Source organism: Sphingopyxis granuli, from assembly GCF_001559015.1.
Classification (GTDB): Bacteria; Pseudomonadota; Alphaproteobacteria; order Sphingomonadales; family Sphingomonadaceae; genus Sphingopyxis; species Sphingopyxis granuli.
Map to the genome: position 1 here is coordinate 3983371 of NZ_CP012199.1, position 15209 is coordinate 3998579.

Here is a 15209-nt window from a genome sequence, read left to right on the forward strand (position 1 = left end):
AGGGGAGGCATTTACGCCGCCGCACCGCTTTCCTCTTCTTCGCGTGCGCGTTTCGCCGCCGCCCGCCGCTCGCGCAGCGCTTCGAGAACGCTCGTCGCCTGGCGCCCGCCGCCCGCGACGAAGCGATAATCACGCCCGGCGCCGAGGTCGCCTTCGCTCATCTGCATGCCCAACCGCTCGGCATCGAGCTGGCGTAGCGCCGCCTCCACATCCTCCATCTCGCGCGGGTCGACGCCGAGCCGGCCGAGCGCCATCAGCCCGAGCGCGATCGAGCTTTCGAACAGCTCGCGCACCGCTCCGGAAACCCCCGCGCCGTCGATCGCCATCAACTGGCGGCGGTCGAACACGCGGGTCAGCACCTGCGCCTGCGGAAAGGCCTCGACGATCGGCGCCAGCGTCGCGGCATCGACGGACGGGTCGTCGATGCAATAGATGATCAGCCGCGCCTCCTCCGCCCCCGCGCGGCGCAGCAGGTCGAGCCGCAGCCCGTCGCCGAAATAGACCTTGGTGTCGAAACGCCCCGACAGCTCGATCTGGCTCGGTTTCCGGTCGATCAGCGTCACCGAGCAGTCGACCGCGTGCAGCATCTGCGCGACGATCTGCCCGAAGCGGCCATAGCCGATGACCAGCGCCGAACCGCGCGGCGCGGCATCGGGCCCGTCGTAACCGGCCTCTTCGCCCCCCGGCGCCAGTTCGAGGTTGCGCGCGAACAGCATCAGGAAGGGCGTCGTGACCATCGACAGCGTGACGACGGCGCTGAACAGGCTGGCCGCCTGCGGCGCGATGAGCAGCGCATCGGCCGCCTGCGTGAAGAGCAGGAAGCCGAACTCGCCGCCCTGGCTGAGCAGCAGCGCGAGGCCGAAGGCGACCTGCCACGACTTGCCCGCCGCGCGCACCAGCAGCGTCAGCACGGCGACCTTGACGATCACCAGCCCCGCCGCGAGCCCGACGACGCGCAGCGGGTCGGCGAGCACGACGTTGACGTCGAGCACCATGCCCACCGCGAGGAAGAAGAGGCCGAGCAGGATCAGGCGGAACGGCTCGACATCAGCCTCGATCTCGTGCCGATAGGGCGAATCGGCGAGCATCACCCCGGCGACGAAGGCACCGAGCGCGGTCGAGACGTGCAGGCTGTGCATCAGCGCCGCGCTCGCCAGCACGACGAGCAGGCCGACGACCACGAACAGTTCGCGCTCGCCATAGCGGCCGACGAGACGCAGCAGCGGATTGACGACGAAGCGCCCCGCGAGCACCAGCCCGACGATCGCGAGCACCGTGTAGAGCGCCAGCACCCCGCCCGGCGGCGCCGCGGGGTTGGCAGGCGCGCGCGACAGGGCGGCGACGATGGTGATCATCGGCACGATCGCGAGATCCTGAAACAACAGGATCGAAAAGGCCTTTTCGCCGAAAGGCGAGTTGATCCGCCCCGAACTCTTGAGGCTGGGCAGCACCTGCGCGGTCGACGAGAGCGCGAGCGGCAGGCCGAGCGCCAGCGCCGCCTGCCAGCTGAACCCCTGCGTCAGCAGGATCAGCCCGGTGAGCACGAGTCCCGTCACCACCACCTGCGCGAGCCCGAGCCCGAAGATCGCCTTGCGGAGTTGCCACAGCCGCCGCGGATGCAGTTCGAGCCCGACGAGGAAAAGCAGGAAGGCGATGCCGATCTCCGCGAACGCGAGCTTCGATTCGCCGCCGCCGACGAGCCCCAGCCCATAGGGGCCGACAAGCGCCCCGGCGACCAGATAGCCGAGCACCGCGCCGAGCCCGAGGCGGCGGAACAGCATCACGAACAGCGTCGCGACGCCGAGCAGGATCGCGCCTTCGAACAGCAAGGTGTCGGTCGGCGTTTCGGATACCCGCTCGGTCACCGCCGCGCCCGCCGAGAGGAGCGGCAGCATCATCCCGCGACGTCGGCGCCCGCGAGCGCCGCGACCGCGGCATCGAAGGGCAGCAGGATCGCGCCGTGCCGCGCCGGATAGTCGCGCGCCGGCGCGAGCAGGTCGAACCCCGGCCAGTCGGGCGCCGCACCCTCGCCCGCGAACCAGCCGGCGATCGCATCGCGCGCGGCGCGCAGGTCGGCAAGGCTGCGCCCCGGCGCATGGCGCGCAAGCAGCGCCGCCGATGCCTGCCCCAGCGCGCATGCCTCGACATGCAGGCCGACCGCGCGCACCGTCCCGGCGGCGTCGGCATCGACATCGACGATGATCCGGCTGCCGCACAACGGCGCGCGCAGCGAGGCGCGCTGCCCGGCATCCAGCAGCGGATAGTCGGCGTTGGCGACGGCCAGCGCCAATATGTCACGATTGTAGAGCGGCGCGCTCATCGCGCCCGATCCGCCCCGCCCTGCGCCGCGGCATCCTGTTCCGCCGCGTCGGGCACCGCCGCCGCGCGCGCGTCGGCGCGGCGGTCGGCAATGACCTTGCTCAGCGCCGCGCTCGTCGCGCTCAGCGCGGGATAGGTGCGGCTTTCGGTCATCCAGCCCGGACGTGCCGCGTTGCCGTAACCGACATCGTATAGCAATGTCGCCGCCATGAAGAGCAATGTCGCGAGCAAAAGCCCCTTCACCGCGCCGAACCCCGCGCCGAGCCCGCGGTCGAAACCGCCGACCAGCGAGGCGCGGCTGCGCTGCCCCATCGCGCGCGATCCCCATTTCGTCACCGCGAACACACCGCCGAACAACAGCACGAAGGACAGCATCGCCGCGCCGCCGGGGGCGCTGATATAAGCGCCCAGCAGGCCGGTTAGCGTCGCATGGAAGAAGCGCACCGCCAGGAAAGCGAGCACCCAGGCGAGGAGCGACGTCACCTCCTGCACCAGCCCGCGCGAAAAGCCGAGCACCGCCCCGCCGCCGACGAGCGTCAGCACGATGATGTCGAGGGCCGTCAGATTCGCCATCGGACCGCAATCCAAAAATCACGCATGAAATACAACCGTTCGTGCTGAGCTTGTCGAAGCACCGTCCTTTTTCTCCTTCCCGGCAGAAAGAACAGCCCCTCGACAAGCTCAGGGCGAACGGAATAGCTTGATGTCCGTCGATCTAGGCACGCCCGAGCATCAGGTCAACGAGTTCGCCGAGCCGGCCGAAGCCGGTGACGCCGATCCCCTTCACACCCTTCATCCCCTTTGGCCCCCAGCCGCTTGAAAAGCCGAGCTTCGCCGCCTCGCGCAGGCGCAGCGCGTCGTGCGCGACCGGACGCACCTCGCCCGACAGCGACAGTTCGCCGAAGACGATCGCATCGGCGGGCACCGGCCGCTCGCTGAACGCAGAGATCAGCGCCGCCGCCACCGCGAGGTCGGCCGCCGGATCGGTGAGGCGATAGCCGCCCGCGATGTTCAGATAGACTTCGGCGCTCCCCATCTGGAGCCCGCAGCGCGCCTCGAGCACCGCGAGCACCATCGCGAGCCGCCCGCTGTCCCAGCCGACGACGGCGCGGCGCGGCGTCGCGCCGCTCGCAAGGCGGACGGTCAGCGCCTGCACCTCGACCAGCACCGGCCGCGTGCCCTCCAGCGCGGGGAACACCACCGACCCCGGCACGTCGCGGCTGCGGTCGGTCAGGAACAGGCTCGACGGGTTGGCGACCTCGCCCAGCCCCTCCTCGCCCATCGCGAACACCCCGATCTCGTCGGTGCCGCCGAAGCGGTTCTTGACCGCGCGCAGGATGCGATACTGGTGGCTGCGCTCGCCCTCGAACGCCAGCACGGTGTCGACCATATGTTCGAGCACGCGCGGTCCCGCGATCGTTCCGTCCTTCGTCACATGGCCGACGAGCACGATCGCCGCGCCGCTGTCCTTGGCATAGCGGATCAGTTCCTGCGCGCTCGCGCGCACCTGGCTGACGGTGCCCGGCGCGCTGTCGATCAGGTCGCTGTGCATCGTCTGGATCGAATCGATGACGACGAAATCGGCGCCGCGCCCCTCCAGCGTCGCGAGGATGTCGCGCACCGAAGTCGCGCTCGCCAGTGCCACCGGCGCGTCGCCGAGCCCCAGCCGCTGCGCGCGCAGCCGCACCTGCGCCGCCGCTTCCTCGCCGCTGATATAGACGACCGACTTGCCCGCCCTGGCGATCCGGCCCGCGGCCTGAAGCAGCAAGGTCGATTTGCCGATCCCCGGATCGCCGCCGATCAGCGTCGCCGACCCGGCGACGAAGCCGCCGCCGAGCGCGCGGTCGAACTCGGCGATGCCGCACAGCATCCGCTCGGGCATCGCACTCTGTTCGTCGAGCGTTTCGAGCGCGAGCGTGCGGCCGCCCTTCGACAGGTCGTGCTTCGCGGAAAAGACCGTTTCGGCCGCTTCCTCGACCAGCGTGTTCCACTCGCCGCAATCGGCGCACTGGCCCTGCCAGCGATAGCTGACGGCGCCGCAATTCTGGCAGACATATTGGCGTTTCGCTTTGGCCATGGCTGGCGCTTAATAGGAACAAAGGTCGAACGCCACCCCTAATCCGTTCGCCCTGAGCTTGTCGAAGGGCCGTCCTTCTTGAAATCGAAGAAAATGCGGTGCTTCGACAAGCTCAGCACGAACGAGATTGGAGGGACGGTTCATATTTCGCACGCGTTGCTCTAGGGCGGTCGCAATCCCGAATCACCATCCAGCAGGATCACCAGCGCCATGAAATTCTTCGCCGACACCGCCGAAATCGACGCCATTCAGGAACTCGCCGCGACCGGCCTGCTCGACGGCGTCACGACCAACCCGTCGCTGATCGCCAAGTCGGGCCGCGACTTCAAGGAGGTGACCAAGGAAATCTGCGCCCTCGTCGACGGCCCCGTGTCGGCCGAGGTGGTCGCGCTCGACCATGAAACGATGATGAAGGAGGCCGAAATCCTCCGCAAGATCGCCGACAATGTCTGCATCAAGGTGCCGCTGACCATCGACGGGCTCAAGACCTGCAAGGCGCTGATTGGCGACGGGACGATGGTCAACGTCACGCTCTGCTTCTCGGCGACGCAGGCGCTGCTCGCGGCAAAGGCGGGGGCGACCTTCGTCTCGCCCTTCGTCGGGCGTCACGACGACAACGGCTTCGACGGCATGCAGCTGATCGCGGATATCCGCCTGATCTACGACAATTACGCCTTCGACACCGAAATCCTCGTCGCCAGCGTGCGCCACGGCATCCACGTGCTCGAAGCCGCGAAGATCGGCGCCGACGTGATGACCGCGCCGCCGTCGGTCATCAAGGGACTGTTCAAGCATGTCCTGACCGAAAAGGGCATCGAAGGCTTCCTCGCCGACTGGGCGAAGACCGGGCAGTCGATCTGACGCGACACGGACGACGCCCGTCCTCAATTCGTCATGCTGAACTTGTTTCAGCATCCATGGCCCGAATCTCCGGCGAACGCCGCGCTACGGGAGAGGGCCGGCCATGGGCCCTGAAACAAGTTGGCAATTATCCCTTTCGGACAGGTAGCTGTTCCCCGGCGAAAGCCGGGGTCCACGCGGAGCAGCGCCATCTGGACCCCGGCTTTCGCCGGGGAACACGCCTTACGTGTCTGAAGGGCACATATGCCAAACAAGTTCAGGGTGACGAGAAGGAAGTGGCGCGCGGCCCCGCCTTCGCGGCGGCGGCGGTTAGCAGTTGACGTAAACGTCAACTCGCGCCGATACTCGCCCGAAAGGGAGAGATTCGCATGACCGACACCGCCGCCCCCGCCGTCCTGACGACACGCAACGGTCATATATTGATCGTCACGATCAACCGGCCCGAGGCGCGCAACGCCGTCAACGCGGCGGTCCACGTCGGCATCGGCACCGCGCTCGACGAAGCGGAAAGCGACCCCGAAATCCGCGTCGTCATCATCACCGGCGCGGGCGACAAGGCATTCTGCGCGGGCGCCGATCTCGTCGCCCTGTCGCGCGGCGGCGCGCTGGCGCCCGAAGACAAGGCGCAGCAGGCATGGGGCTTCGGCGGCTTTGCCGCGCACCCGATCTCGAAACCGGTCATCGGCGCGGTCAACGGCTTCGCCTTCGGTGGCGGCTGCGAGCTTGCGCTGATGTGCGACCTGATCGTCGCCGCCGAAAATGCGCAGTTCGGCCTGCCCGAGGTCAAGGTCGGGCTGTTCGCGGCGGCGGGCGGCGCCTTCCGCATCGTCAAGCAGCTGCCGCCGAAGCTGGCGATGGAACATCTGCTGACCGGCGATCCCTTCGATGCCGAGACCGCGCTGCGCTATGGTTTCGCCAACCGCGTCGTGCCGCTCGCCGAGCTGATGCCGACCGCGATCGCGCTCGCCGAGAAGATCGCGGGCAACGCCCCCTTGTCGGTGCAGGCGTCGAAGCGCGTCGCGCTCCGGATGCAGGACGGACAGATCGCCGGCGACGATGCGCATTGGGCCGACAACAGCCGCGAACGCAAGGCGCTGATGGCGAGCGAGGACGCGCGCGAAGGCCCGCGCGCCTTCGCGGAGAAACGCAAGCCGGTGTGGAAGGCACGCTGACATGAGCATGACCGATCCCGAACGCATTCCCGTCATCATCGGCGTCGGGCAGGTGGGCGACCGCCCCGACGATCCCGACCGGGGGCTCGACTCGCTCGGCCTGATGGTCGAGGCGTTAAAGGTCGCGGCGCAGGACGCCGGCGTTCCGCTCGCCGACATCGACAGTCTCGCGATCGTCGACCAGATCAGCTTCCATCATCTCGGCAAGCTATGCGAACCGCTCGCGGCGGCGATCGGGGCGGCGCCCGCGATCAACTACCAGTCGGCGGCACCGCATGGCGACACGCCGATCCGCCTGCTCAACGAGGCCGCGAACCGCATCGGCGCGGGCGAGGTCAAGCTGGCGGCCGTCGTCGGTGGCGAGGCGCTGCGCACCGCCGCGGGTCGCGCCGCCAAGGCGGCGAGCGGCGAGGACAAGAGCTATAATGCCGTGCGCAAGGTGGCGACGCGGCGCGAGCCCAACTACGCCCAGAGGCACGGCCTGTCGGCGCCGGTCGACATCTATCCGCTCTACGAAAATGCGACGCGCGCGGCGTGGGGCGAAAGCCTCGAGGACGCGCAGTTCGAAAGCGCCGAAATCTGGTCGCGCTTTTCGGAGGTCGCGGCGGAAAACCCCGGCGCATGGATAAGAAAGCCCGCCTCGCCCGCCGACATCCTCGATGTGAACGAACGCAACCGCCCGATCGCCTTTCCCTATTCGAAGCTGATGGTCGCCAATTCGTCGGTGAACCAGGGCGCGGGCTTCCTCGTCGCCAGCCTTGCCGAGGCACGGCGGCGCGGCATCGCCGAGGATCGGCTGATCTATGTCGGCATGGGCGCGGCCGCGAAGGAACCCGCGAGCATTCTGGCGCGCGACCGCTACGACCATAGCGTCAGCATGGAGACGTCGATCGCCCGCACGCTCGACCTGAACGGCATGACGGTCGAGGATTTCGACTGCGTCGAACTCTACAGCTGCTTTCCCTGCGTGCCCAAGATGGCGCGGCGCATCCTCGGCTGGCCGTGGGACCGGCCCGCAAGCGTGTTCGGCGGCCTGACCTTCGGCGGCGGCCCGATCGCCAATTACATGAGCCACGCGGTCGTCTCGATGGTCGACAAGCTGCGCCGCGAAGGCCGCTATGGCTTCCTGTTCGCCAATGGCGGTTTCGCGACCGACAATCATTGCATCGTGCTGGGCAACCGGCCGATCGCCGCGGCACGCTTTCCGCAGGATTTCGACCATCAGGCCGAAGCCGAGGAAAAGCGCGGTCCCGTCCCCGAACTCGTCGAGGATTATGCGGGGCCGGCGACGATCGAGAGCTATACGGTCTTCTACGGGCGCGACGGCGCGCCCAGGGCAGGCGTCGTCGTCGCGCGCACGCCCGAAGGGCAGCGCACGCTCGCGCATGTCGACGTGCGCGACGCGGCGATGCTGGCGTTCCTGACCGACGGCACGCACGAGCCGGTGGGCACCGAAGGGCGGATCGTGGCGCTGGACGAGGGATTCGGCTGGCGACGAACGTAACCCTCTCCCCTCCCGCTTGTGGAAGGGAAGCTAGATTTCGAACGACACTCCCTGCGCGAGCGGCAGCGCGTCCGAATAATTCACCGTGTTCGTCGCGCGGCGCATATAGGCCTTCCAGCTGTCCGACCCCGATTCGCGGCCGCCGCCCGTCTCTTTCTCGCCGCCGAAGGCGCCGCCGATCTCGGCCCCGCTCGTCCCCAGATTGACGTTGGCGATGCCGCAGTCGCTTGCGGCGAGGAAGCGCTCGGCCTCGGTCAGGTCGCGCGTGAAGATCGCCGACGACAGCCCCGCGGCGACGGCGTTGTGCAGCCGGATCGCCGCGTCCAGATCGTCGTAGCGCATCACGTAGAGGATCGGCGCGAACGTCTCCTCCAGCACCGGCCCAACCTGCCCCGGCATCTCGACCAGCGCCGGACGGACATAATAGCTCGCGCCCTCGCCGACGCGCGTCCCGCCATGGACGACGCCGCCCGCATCGCGCGCGGCGGCCAGCGCCGCCTGCATCGCCTCGAACGCGGCCCGGTCGATCAGCGGCCCGACGAGCACGTCGCCTTCCAGCGGGTTGCCGACCGCGACGCTCGCATAGGCGGCTTTCAGCCGCGCGACGAAGGCGTCATGTATGCTGTCGTGGACGAACAGCCGCCGCGTCGTCGTGCAGCGCTGCCCCGCCGTGCCCATCGCCCCGAACGCCACCCCGCGCAGCGCGAGGTCGAGGTCGGCCGACGGCGCGACGATCACGCCGTTGTTGCCGCCGAGTTCGAGGATCGCGCGCGCGAAGCGCCCGGCCAGCCGCGGCGCGACCGCGCGGCCCATCCGCGTCGAGCCGGTCGCCGAAACGAGCGCGACGCGGGCGTCGTCGACCAGGGCCTCGCCCGCCTCGCGCCCACCGATCAGAAGCTGCGACAGCCCCGCGGGCGCTTCGCCGAAACGCGCCAGCGCGCGCTCGAAGATCGCCTGTGTCGCCAGCGCGGTGAGCGGCGTCTTTTCGGACGGCTTCCACACCACGCTGTTGCCGCACACCAGCGCCAGCGCGGCGTTCCACGCCCATACCGCGACCGGGAAATTGAAGGCCGAGATCACGCCGATGACGCCGAGCGGGTGCCAGACCTCCATCATCCGGTGCCCCGGGCGCTCGGTCGCGATGGTGAGGCCATAGAGCTGCCGCGACAGCCCGACCGCGAAGTCGCAGATGTCGATCATCTCCTGCACCTCGCCCGCGCCCTCCGAGGGAATCTTGCCCGCCTCGATCGTCACCAGCCGGGCGAGGCTATCCTTCGCGGCGCGCAATTCCTCGCCGAACAGCCGCACCAACTCGCCGCGCCGCGGCGCCGGAACCCGGCTCCACGCGCGGAATGCCGCGGTCGCGCGATCCAGCGCCGCATCGATGTCGGCCGCGCCGGAAACGCGCACCATCGCGACCTGCTCGCCGGTCAGCGGCGACAGCGACGGCATCGATCCGTCGGTCCATGCGGCACGGTCGACACCCAATGCGTCGAGCAAGCGCGCGGTCTCTGCGCCGATCGGGGCCATGATCGATCCTTTCGTTGTAAACTGGCTGCCGTCTAAGCCCCTCTCCCCGTTCGTGTCGAGCGCGGTCGCGGCATCCCGAAGGCATATGCGACCGACGGACATCTCGACTTCGCTCGATTCGAACGGATAAGGAGGACGATATGGAGTCGCGGCCGACGGCACCGGACGGTGATCGATGGGCCGGATAACGGGAGAATCAAGGATGTCCGAACTGCCCCCTTCCGAGCCCTTCGTCCCGGTCCCACCCGCGGCAGCGGCGAACACGCACACCAGCGCCGCCGATTACGAGCGGCTCTATGCCGAAAGCATCGCCGATCCCGATGCCTTCTGGGCGAAGGAGGCCGAACGGCTCGACTGGTTCACCCCGCCCACGAAGATCGCCAACTGGTCGTTCGATCCCGTCAGCATCAAATGGTATGAGGACGGCGTCCTCAACCTCTGCCACAATGCGCTCGACCGCCATGTCGCGGCGGGCCGCGGCGACCGGACCGCGATCATCTTCGAACCCGACGCCCCCGTCGGCGAGGCACGGACGATCAGCTATGCCGCGCTGCTCGCCGACGTCGTCCGCATGGCGAACACGCTGAAGAAGCTGGGTGTCCGCAAGGGCGACCGCGTCACCATCTATATGCCGATGATCCCCGAAGGCGCGGTGGCGATGCTCGCCTGCGCGCGGATCGGCGCAATCCACAGCGTCATCTTCGGCGGCTTCTCGCCCGAGGCGATCCACGGTCGTATCGAGGATTGCGGCAGCGACTGGGTGATCTGCGCCGACGAGGGGCTGCGCGGCGGCCGCACCATTCCGCTGAAGGCCAATGTCGACAAGGCGCTCGAACGCGTCGCGGTGAAAGGCGTGCTCGTCATCGCGCACACCGGCGGCGACATCGCGATGAAGGAAGGCCGCGACCATTGGTACGACGCGCTGTCGGCCGACGTCGGCGCCGAATGTCCCTGCGAGCCGATGGGGGCGGAGGACCCGCTGTTCATCCTCTATACCTCGGGCTCGACCGGCAAGCCCAAGGGCGTGCTCCACACCACCGGCGGCTATTCGGTGTGGATCGCATCGACCTTCTGGTACGGCTTCGACTATCGCCCCGGCGAGATCTTCTGGTGCACCGCCGATATCGGCTGGGTCACCGGGCACAGCTATGTCGTCTACGGCCCGCTACAGAACGGCGCGACGACGCTGATGTTCGAGGGCGTTCCCAACTATCCCGACCACGACCGCTTCTGGCAGGTCGTCGACAAGCACAAGGTCGACATCCTCTATACCGCGCCGACCGCGATCCGCGCGCTGATGCGCGAAGGCGACGATTATGTGACGCGCCACGACCTGTCGTCGCTGCGCCTGCTGGGCAGCGTCGGCGAACCGATCAACCCGGAGGCGTGGCGCTGGTACCACGACGTCGTCGGCAAGGGTCGCGTGCCGGTGGTCGACACCTGGTGGCAGACCGAGACCGGCGGCACGATGATCACCACCCTGCCCGGCGCGCATCCGATGCAGCCGGGAAGCGCGGGGCGCCCCTTCTTCGGCGTCCGGCCGCAACTCGTCGATGCCGACGGCAACGTCCTCGCCGACGAACAGGATGGCGGGGTCGCCGAGGGCAATCTGTGCATCACGCACAGCTGGCCGGGGCAGATGCGCACTGTCTATGGCGATCACGAGCGCTTCGTTCAGACCTATTTCTCGACCTACAAGGGCAAATATTTCACCGGCGACGGCTGCCGCCGCGACGCCGAAGGCTATTGGCGGATCACCGGCCGCGTCGACGACGTCATCAACGTGTCGGGACACCGCATGGGCACCGCCGAGGTCGAAAGCGCGCTGGTGCTGCACGAACTGGTGGCGGAGGCGGCGGTCGTCGGCTTCCCGCATGACATCAAGGGCCAGGGCATCTACGCCTATGTCACGTTGAACGCGGGCATCGAGCCGACCGACGAGATCGTCACCATGCTGAAGCAGCAGGTGCGCACCGAGATCGGCCCGATCGCGACCCCCGACCATATCCACCTGACCCCGGCGCTGCCCAAGACGCGCTCGGGCAAGATCATGCGGCGCATCCTGCGCAAGATCGCGGAAAACGACTTCGGGTCGCTCGGCGACACTTCGACCCTCGCCGACCCGAGCCTGGTCGATGGGCTGATCGAGGAGCGGCGGAACCGGTAGCTTCCCCGCCTCCGGCGAAAGCCGGAGCGGCGTCGGTCGTCAGAAATGCCGGGCGTCAGAAATGAAAGTCCGGCAGCGTGTCGAGCGCGTGCCCCAGCGCCGCGGCCCAGCCGTCGGACACGCTCTGGTAATAGGGATCGCCACGTTCGAAGCGGCGTTCGCGCACGGTGGTGAAATCGTCGCGCGCGTGGACCTTCAGGTCGATCGGCAGGTCGACCCCGGCGTTGGCGCGGATCGTCGAATCGAACGAGACGCACAACAGCTTCACAGCGTCCTCGAACGCCATGGCGGGATGATAGGAGCGGACGATCATCGGGCGACCGTATTTGGTCTCGCCGATCTGGAAGAAGGGATTATCCTCGCCCGATTCGATGAAATTGCCCTCGGGATAGATCAGGAACAGCCGCGGTTCGCCGCCGCGGATCTGTCCCCCGACGATCAGCGAGGCGCGGAAGATCGATTCGGCGTTCTGGCCCTCCGCGCCATAGCGCATCACGATGCCGCGCAACGTCTCGCCGATGATCGTCGCGACCTCGAACATCGACGCCGCGGTGAGGATCGGCGGATGCCGGTCGCCGGGTGCCTTCAGCCGCTCGTCGAGCAGGCTGACGACCCCCTGCGTCGTCGCCAGATTGCCCGCCGACATCAGCGTGATCACGCGCTCGCCGGGGACGTGCCAGCTCCGCATCTTCCGGACCTGCGAGATGTCGTCGACACCCGCGTTGGTGCGGGTGTCCGACATGAACACCAGTCCCTTGTTCAGGCGCATGCCGACGCAATAGGTCATCGCCCGAAGTTCGCCCGGTCCGCCGCCGCCGTCAAGGGCAGCGGCGCGCGCGGCCTCAAAGCGCCCCGTGGCAATGCTTGTATTTGCGGCCCGACCCGCAGGGACAGGGCGCGTTGCGGCTGATCTCCATCGCCGCATAAGGATTCTCACCCTCGGGCAGGTCGGGGCGCGGCGCCGCCATCGGGGGCAGCGTGTCGGCGATCACGCCGAGCGATCCGCCGTCGATGTCGGCGCTGTTGTCCTCGCCGGTGAAGGGGTCGATGTGCGTGGTCAGGAAGTCGGGGAGATCGGGCAGCGGCAGCGGCTCGGGCTCCTGGAACTGGAAGTCGATCCGCGCGACGGTGCGCGTCACATCCTCGCGGATGTTCTGGAGCATGCGCTCGAACAGGGCGAAGGCTTCCTGCTTATATTCGTTGATAGGCTGCTTCTGCGCATAGGCGCGCAGGAAGACGACCTGGCGCAGCGCGTCGAGCGTCGACAGATGCTCCTTCCAATGATGGTCGAGCGTCTGGAGCAGGATCGACTTCTCGATCCCGCGCCACGTTTCGGGGTCGACCTGCGCCGCCTTCGCGGCGGCGGCGTCCTCGGCCATCTTCTGGATGCGCTCCTCGAAGATTTCGGGATCGACCTCGTCCTCTTCCATCCACGCTTCGAGCGGCGGCGTCAGTTCGAGCACGTCGGCGATGCGCGCCTTCATCTGCGCGATGTCCCACTGCTCGGGATAGCTGCCGGGCGGGCAGGCGTCGGCGACGATCGAATTGACCGTTTCGGCGCGCATCGCGTCCATCGCGTCGTCGACCGTGTCGCTGTCGATGATCTCGCCGCGCTGGTCGTAGATGACCTTGCGCTGGTCGTTCATGACGTTGTCATATTCGACGACCTGCTTGCGGATGTCGTAGTTGCGCGCCTCGACCTTCTTCTGCGCGGTCTCGATCGCCTTCGACAGCCATTTCGACCCGATCGCCTCGCCGTCCTCCAGATTCTTGTTCATCATCTTGGCGAACAGCGTGTCGGGGCCGAAGATGCGCAGCAGGTCGTCGTCGAGGCACAGGTAGAATTTCGACAGGCCGGGGTCGCCCTGGCGTCCCGAGCGGCCGCGCAGCTGGTTGTCGATGCGGCGGCTTTCATGGCGTTCGGTGCCGAGCACGAACAGCCCGCCCGCCGCCTTCACCGCCTCGCGTTCGGCGGCGACCTCCTCGCGGATGCGCGCTTCGGCCGCGTCGCGCTCGGGCCCCGCGGGCATGTCGCCCACTTCGTTCTCGATGCGCGATTCCTCATTGCCGCCCAGCTTGATGTCGGTGCCGCGGCCCGCCATGTTGGTCGCGATGGTGACGGCGCCCAGCCGCCCCGCCTGCGCGACGATATTGGCCTCGCTCTCGTGGAAGCGCGCGTTGAGCACGCTGTGCGCGACGCCCTCCTTTTCGAGGAAGGAGGAGAGCAGTTCCGACTTCTCGATCGACACGGTGCCGACCAGCACCGGCTGGCCGCGCTCGTTCGCCTCGCGGATCGTGCGCGCGATGGCGCCGAACTTGTCGGTGATGTTCTTGTAGAACTCGTCCTCCTCGTCGGCCCTCGCGATCGGGCGATTGGTCGGGATGGTGACGACGTTCATCTTGTAGATTTCAAAGAATTCGGCCGCCTCGGTCGCCGCGGTGCCGGTCATGCCCGCGAGCTTCGGGTACATGCGGAAATAATTCTGGAAGGTGATCGACGCGAGCGTCTGGTTCTCGGGCTCGATCTTGACCCCTTCCTTCGCCTCGACCGCCTGGTGCAGGCCGTCGGACCAGCGGCGGCCGTCCATCATGCGGCCGGTGAACTCGTCGATGATGACGACCTTGTCGTCCTTGACGATATAGTCGGTGTCGCGGCGGAACATCTGGATCGCCTTTAGCGCCTGGTTGACGTGATGGACGACCTGGGTGTTCTCGATGTCGTAGAGGTTGCTGCCCTGGAGCAGCCCGGCGGCCTCGAGCAACCGCTCGACATGCTCGGTGCCATCCTCGGTCAGACTGATCGACTTGGTCTTCTCGTCCTTCTCGTAATCGGCTTCGACGAGCTGATTCACCACCTCGTTGACGCGGATGTAGAGTTCCGACTTGTCGTCGGTCGGGCCCGAGATGATCAGCGGCGTGCGCGCCTCGTCGATCAGGATCGAATCGACCTCGTCGACGATGCCGAAGTTGAAGGGGCGGTGCACCATCTGCGTGCGGTCGAACTTCATGTTGTCGCGCAGATAGTCGAACCCCAGTTCGTTGTTCGTCGCATAGGTGATGTCGCAATTATAGGCTTCGCGCCGCTGCGTCTCGTTGAGGTTCGGGACGATGACGCCGGTGGTGAGGCCAAGGAAGCCATAGACCTCGGCCATCCATTCGGCGTCGCGGCGAGCCAGATAGTCGTTGACCGTGACGACGTGGACGCCCTTGCCCTCGAGCGCGTTCAGATAGACGGGCAGCGTCGCCATCAGCGTCTTGCCCTCGCCGGTCGCCATCTCGGCGATCTCGCCGCGGTGGATGACGATGCCGCCGACCATCTGCACGTCGAAATGCCGCATGCCGAGCCGGCGCCTAGCGGCCTCGCGGACGGTGGCGAAGGCTTCGGGCAGGATATCGTCGAGCGTCTCGCCGGCTTCGAGCCGGTCGCGGAATTTCTGTGTCTGCGCGCGCAGGCCGTCGTCGTCGAGCGCCTCCATCGCGGGCTCGAAGGCGTTGATCCCGGTGACGATCTTGCGGATCGAGGCGACGTAGCGGTCGTTGGACGAACCGAAAAGGCTTTTGGCGAAGCTGCCGAACATG

11 protein-coding genes are annotated in these 15209 nt (G+C 67.6%); 4 read left to right on the forward strand and 7 right to left on the reverse strand.

From position 1 onward, the window contains the following. Positions 1–11: 11 nt before the first annotated feature. From SGRAN_RS18280 to radA, 4 genes are all read right to left on the reverse strand, one after another. Positions 12–1898, reverse strand: coding sequence for a cation:proton antiporter domain-containing protein (locus SGRAN_RS18280; RefSeq protein WP_067186009.1), 1887 nt, complete (start codon positions 1896–1898; stop codon positions 12–14). After that, the gene (locus tag SGRAN_RS18285) at positions 1895–2320 is read right to left on the reverse strand and encodes an iron-sulfur cluster assembly scaffold protein (protein ID WP_067186011.1); all 426 of its coding nucleotides are present in this window, start codon (positions 2318–2320) and stop codon (positions 1895–1897) included. The genes SGRAN_RS18280 and SGRAN_RS18285 overlap by 4 nt, the downstream gene beginning before the upstream one ends. Then, positions 2317–2892: a CvpA family protein gene (locus SGRAN_RS18290; RefSeq protein ID WP_067186012.1), complete on the reverse strand. Its 576-nt coding sequence runs from the start codon at positions 2890–2892 to the stop codon at positions 2317–2319. The genes SGRAN_RS18285 and SGRAN_RS18290 overlap by 4 nt, the downstream gene beginning before the upstream one ends. Positions 2893–3034: 142 nt before the next feature. Continuing rightward, positions 3035–4396 carry a DNA repair protein RadA gene (gene radA, locus SGRAN_RS18295; RefSeq protein WP_067186013.1) on the reverse strand — a complete coding sequence of 454 codons (1362 nt, stop codon included), beginning with the start codon at positions 4394–4396 and terminating at the stop codon, positions 3035–3037. 210 nt (positions 4397–4606) lie between these two features. Between radA and fsa the strand changes: the two genes are divergently transcribed. From fsa to SGRAN_RS18310, 3 genes are all read left to right on the forward strand, one after another. Beyond that, a complete protein-coding gene (gene fsa / locus SGRAN_RS18300) occupies positions 4607–5257 on the forward strand; it encodes a fructose-6-phosphate aldolase (protein WP_067186014.1) in 651 nt (216 codons plus the stop codon). A 368-nt stretch (positions 5258–5625) separates the two neighbouring features. Further along, positions 5626–6429: an enoyl-CoA hydratase-related protein gene (locus SGRAN_RS18305; protein WP_067186015.1), complete on the forward strand. Its 804-nt coding sequence runs from the start codon at positions 5626–5628 to the stop codon at positions 6427–6429. A 1-nt stretch (position 6430) separates the two neighbouring features. Then, the gene (locus SGRAN_RS18310; protein ID WP_067186019.1) at positions 6431–7933 is read left to right on the forward strand and encodes an acetyl-CoA acetyltransferase; all 1503 of its coding nucleotides are present in this window, start codon (positions 6431–6433) and stop codon (positions 7931–7933) included. Between the two features lie 30 nt (positions 7934–7963). Here SGRAN_RS18310 and amaB read toward each other — a convergent pair whose 3' ends face one another. Beyond that, positions 7964–9463 (reverse strand): L-piperidine-6-carboxylate dehydrogenase, encoded by a 1500-nt coding sequence (gene amaB / locus SGRAN_RS18315; protein ID WP_067186021.1) that lies wholly within the window; start codon positions 9461–9463, stop codon positions 7964–7966. Between the two features lie 202 nt (positions 9464–9665). On the opposite strand from amaB, the gene acs reads away from it, so the two are divergent. Further along, positions 9666–11630, forward strand: coding sequence for an acetate--CoA ligase (acs, locus tag SGRAN_RS18320; protein ID WP_067186023.1), 1965 nt, complete (start codon positions 9666–9668; stop codon positions 11628–11630). Positions 11631–11685: 55 nt separating this feature from the next. Here acs and SGRAN_RS18325 read toward each other — a convergent pair whose 3' ends face one another. Beyond that, positions 11686–12417 (reverse strand): peptidase, encoded by a 732-nt coding sequence (locus tag SGRAN_RS18325; RefSeq protein ID WP_067106147.1) that lies wholly within the window; start codon positions 12415–12417, stop codon positions 11686–11688. Positions 12418–12472: 55 nt separating this feature from the next. Beyond that, entirely contained in the window at positions 12473–15208 is a 2736-nt protein-coding gene (secA, locus tag SGRAN_RS18330) for a preprotein translocase subunit SecA (protein ID WP_067106145.1), read from the reverse strand. Position 15209: the final 1 nt, after the last annotated feature.

What these genes read in the sequence shown, in the direction of transcription:
- SGRAN_RS18280 (WP_067186009.1), bottom strand. Translation starts at nt 1,898, where the DNA reads ATGATGCTGCCGCTCCTCTCGGCGGGCGCGGCGGTGACCGAGCGGGTA.
- SGRAN_RS18285 (WP_067186011.1), bottom strand. Translation starts at nt 2,320, where the DNA reads ATGAGCGCGCCGCTCTACAATCGTGACATATTGGCGCTGGCCGTCGCC.
- SGRAN_RS18290 (WP_067186012.1), bottom strand. Translation starts at nt 2,892, where the DNA reads ATGGCGAATCTGACGGCCCTCGACATCATCGTGCTGACGCTCGTCGGC.
- radA (WP_067186013.1), bottom strand. Translation starts at nt 4,396, where the DNA reads ATGGCCAAAGCGAAACGCCAATATGTCTGCCAGAATTGCGGCGCCGTC.
- fsa (WP_067186014.1), top strand. Translation starts at nt 4,607, where the DNA reads ATGAAATTCTTCGCCGACACCGCCGAAATCGACGCCATTCAGGAACTC.
- SGRAN_RS18305 (WP_067186015.1), top strand. Translation starts at nt 5,626, where the DNA reads ATGACCGACACCGCCGCCCCCGCCGTCCTGACGACACGCAACGGTCAT.
- SGRAN_RS18310 (WP_067186019.1), top strand. Translation starts at nt 6,431, where the DNA reads ATGAGCATGACCGATCCCGAACGCATTCCCGTCATCATCGGCGTCGGG.
- amaB (WP_067186021.1), bottom strand. Translation starts at nt 9,463, where the DNA reads ATGGCCCCGATCGGCGCAGAGACCGCGCGCTTGCTCGACGCATTGGGT.
- acs (WP_067186023.1), top strand. Translation starts at nt 9,666, where the DNA reads ATGTCCGAACTGCCCCCTTCCGAGCCCTTCGTCCCGGTCCCACCCGCG.
- SGRAN_RS18325 (WP_067106147.1), bottom strand. Translation starts at nt 12,417, where the DNA reads ATGACCTATTGCGTCGGCATGCGCCTGAACAAGGGACTGGTGTTCATG.
- secA (WP_067106145.1), bottom strand. Translation starts at nt 15,208, where the DNA reads ATGTTCGGCAGCTTCGCCAAAAGCCTTTTCGGTTCGTCCAACGACCGC.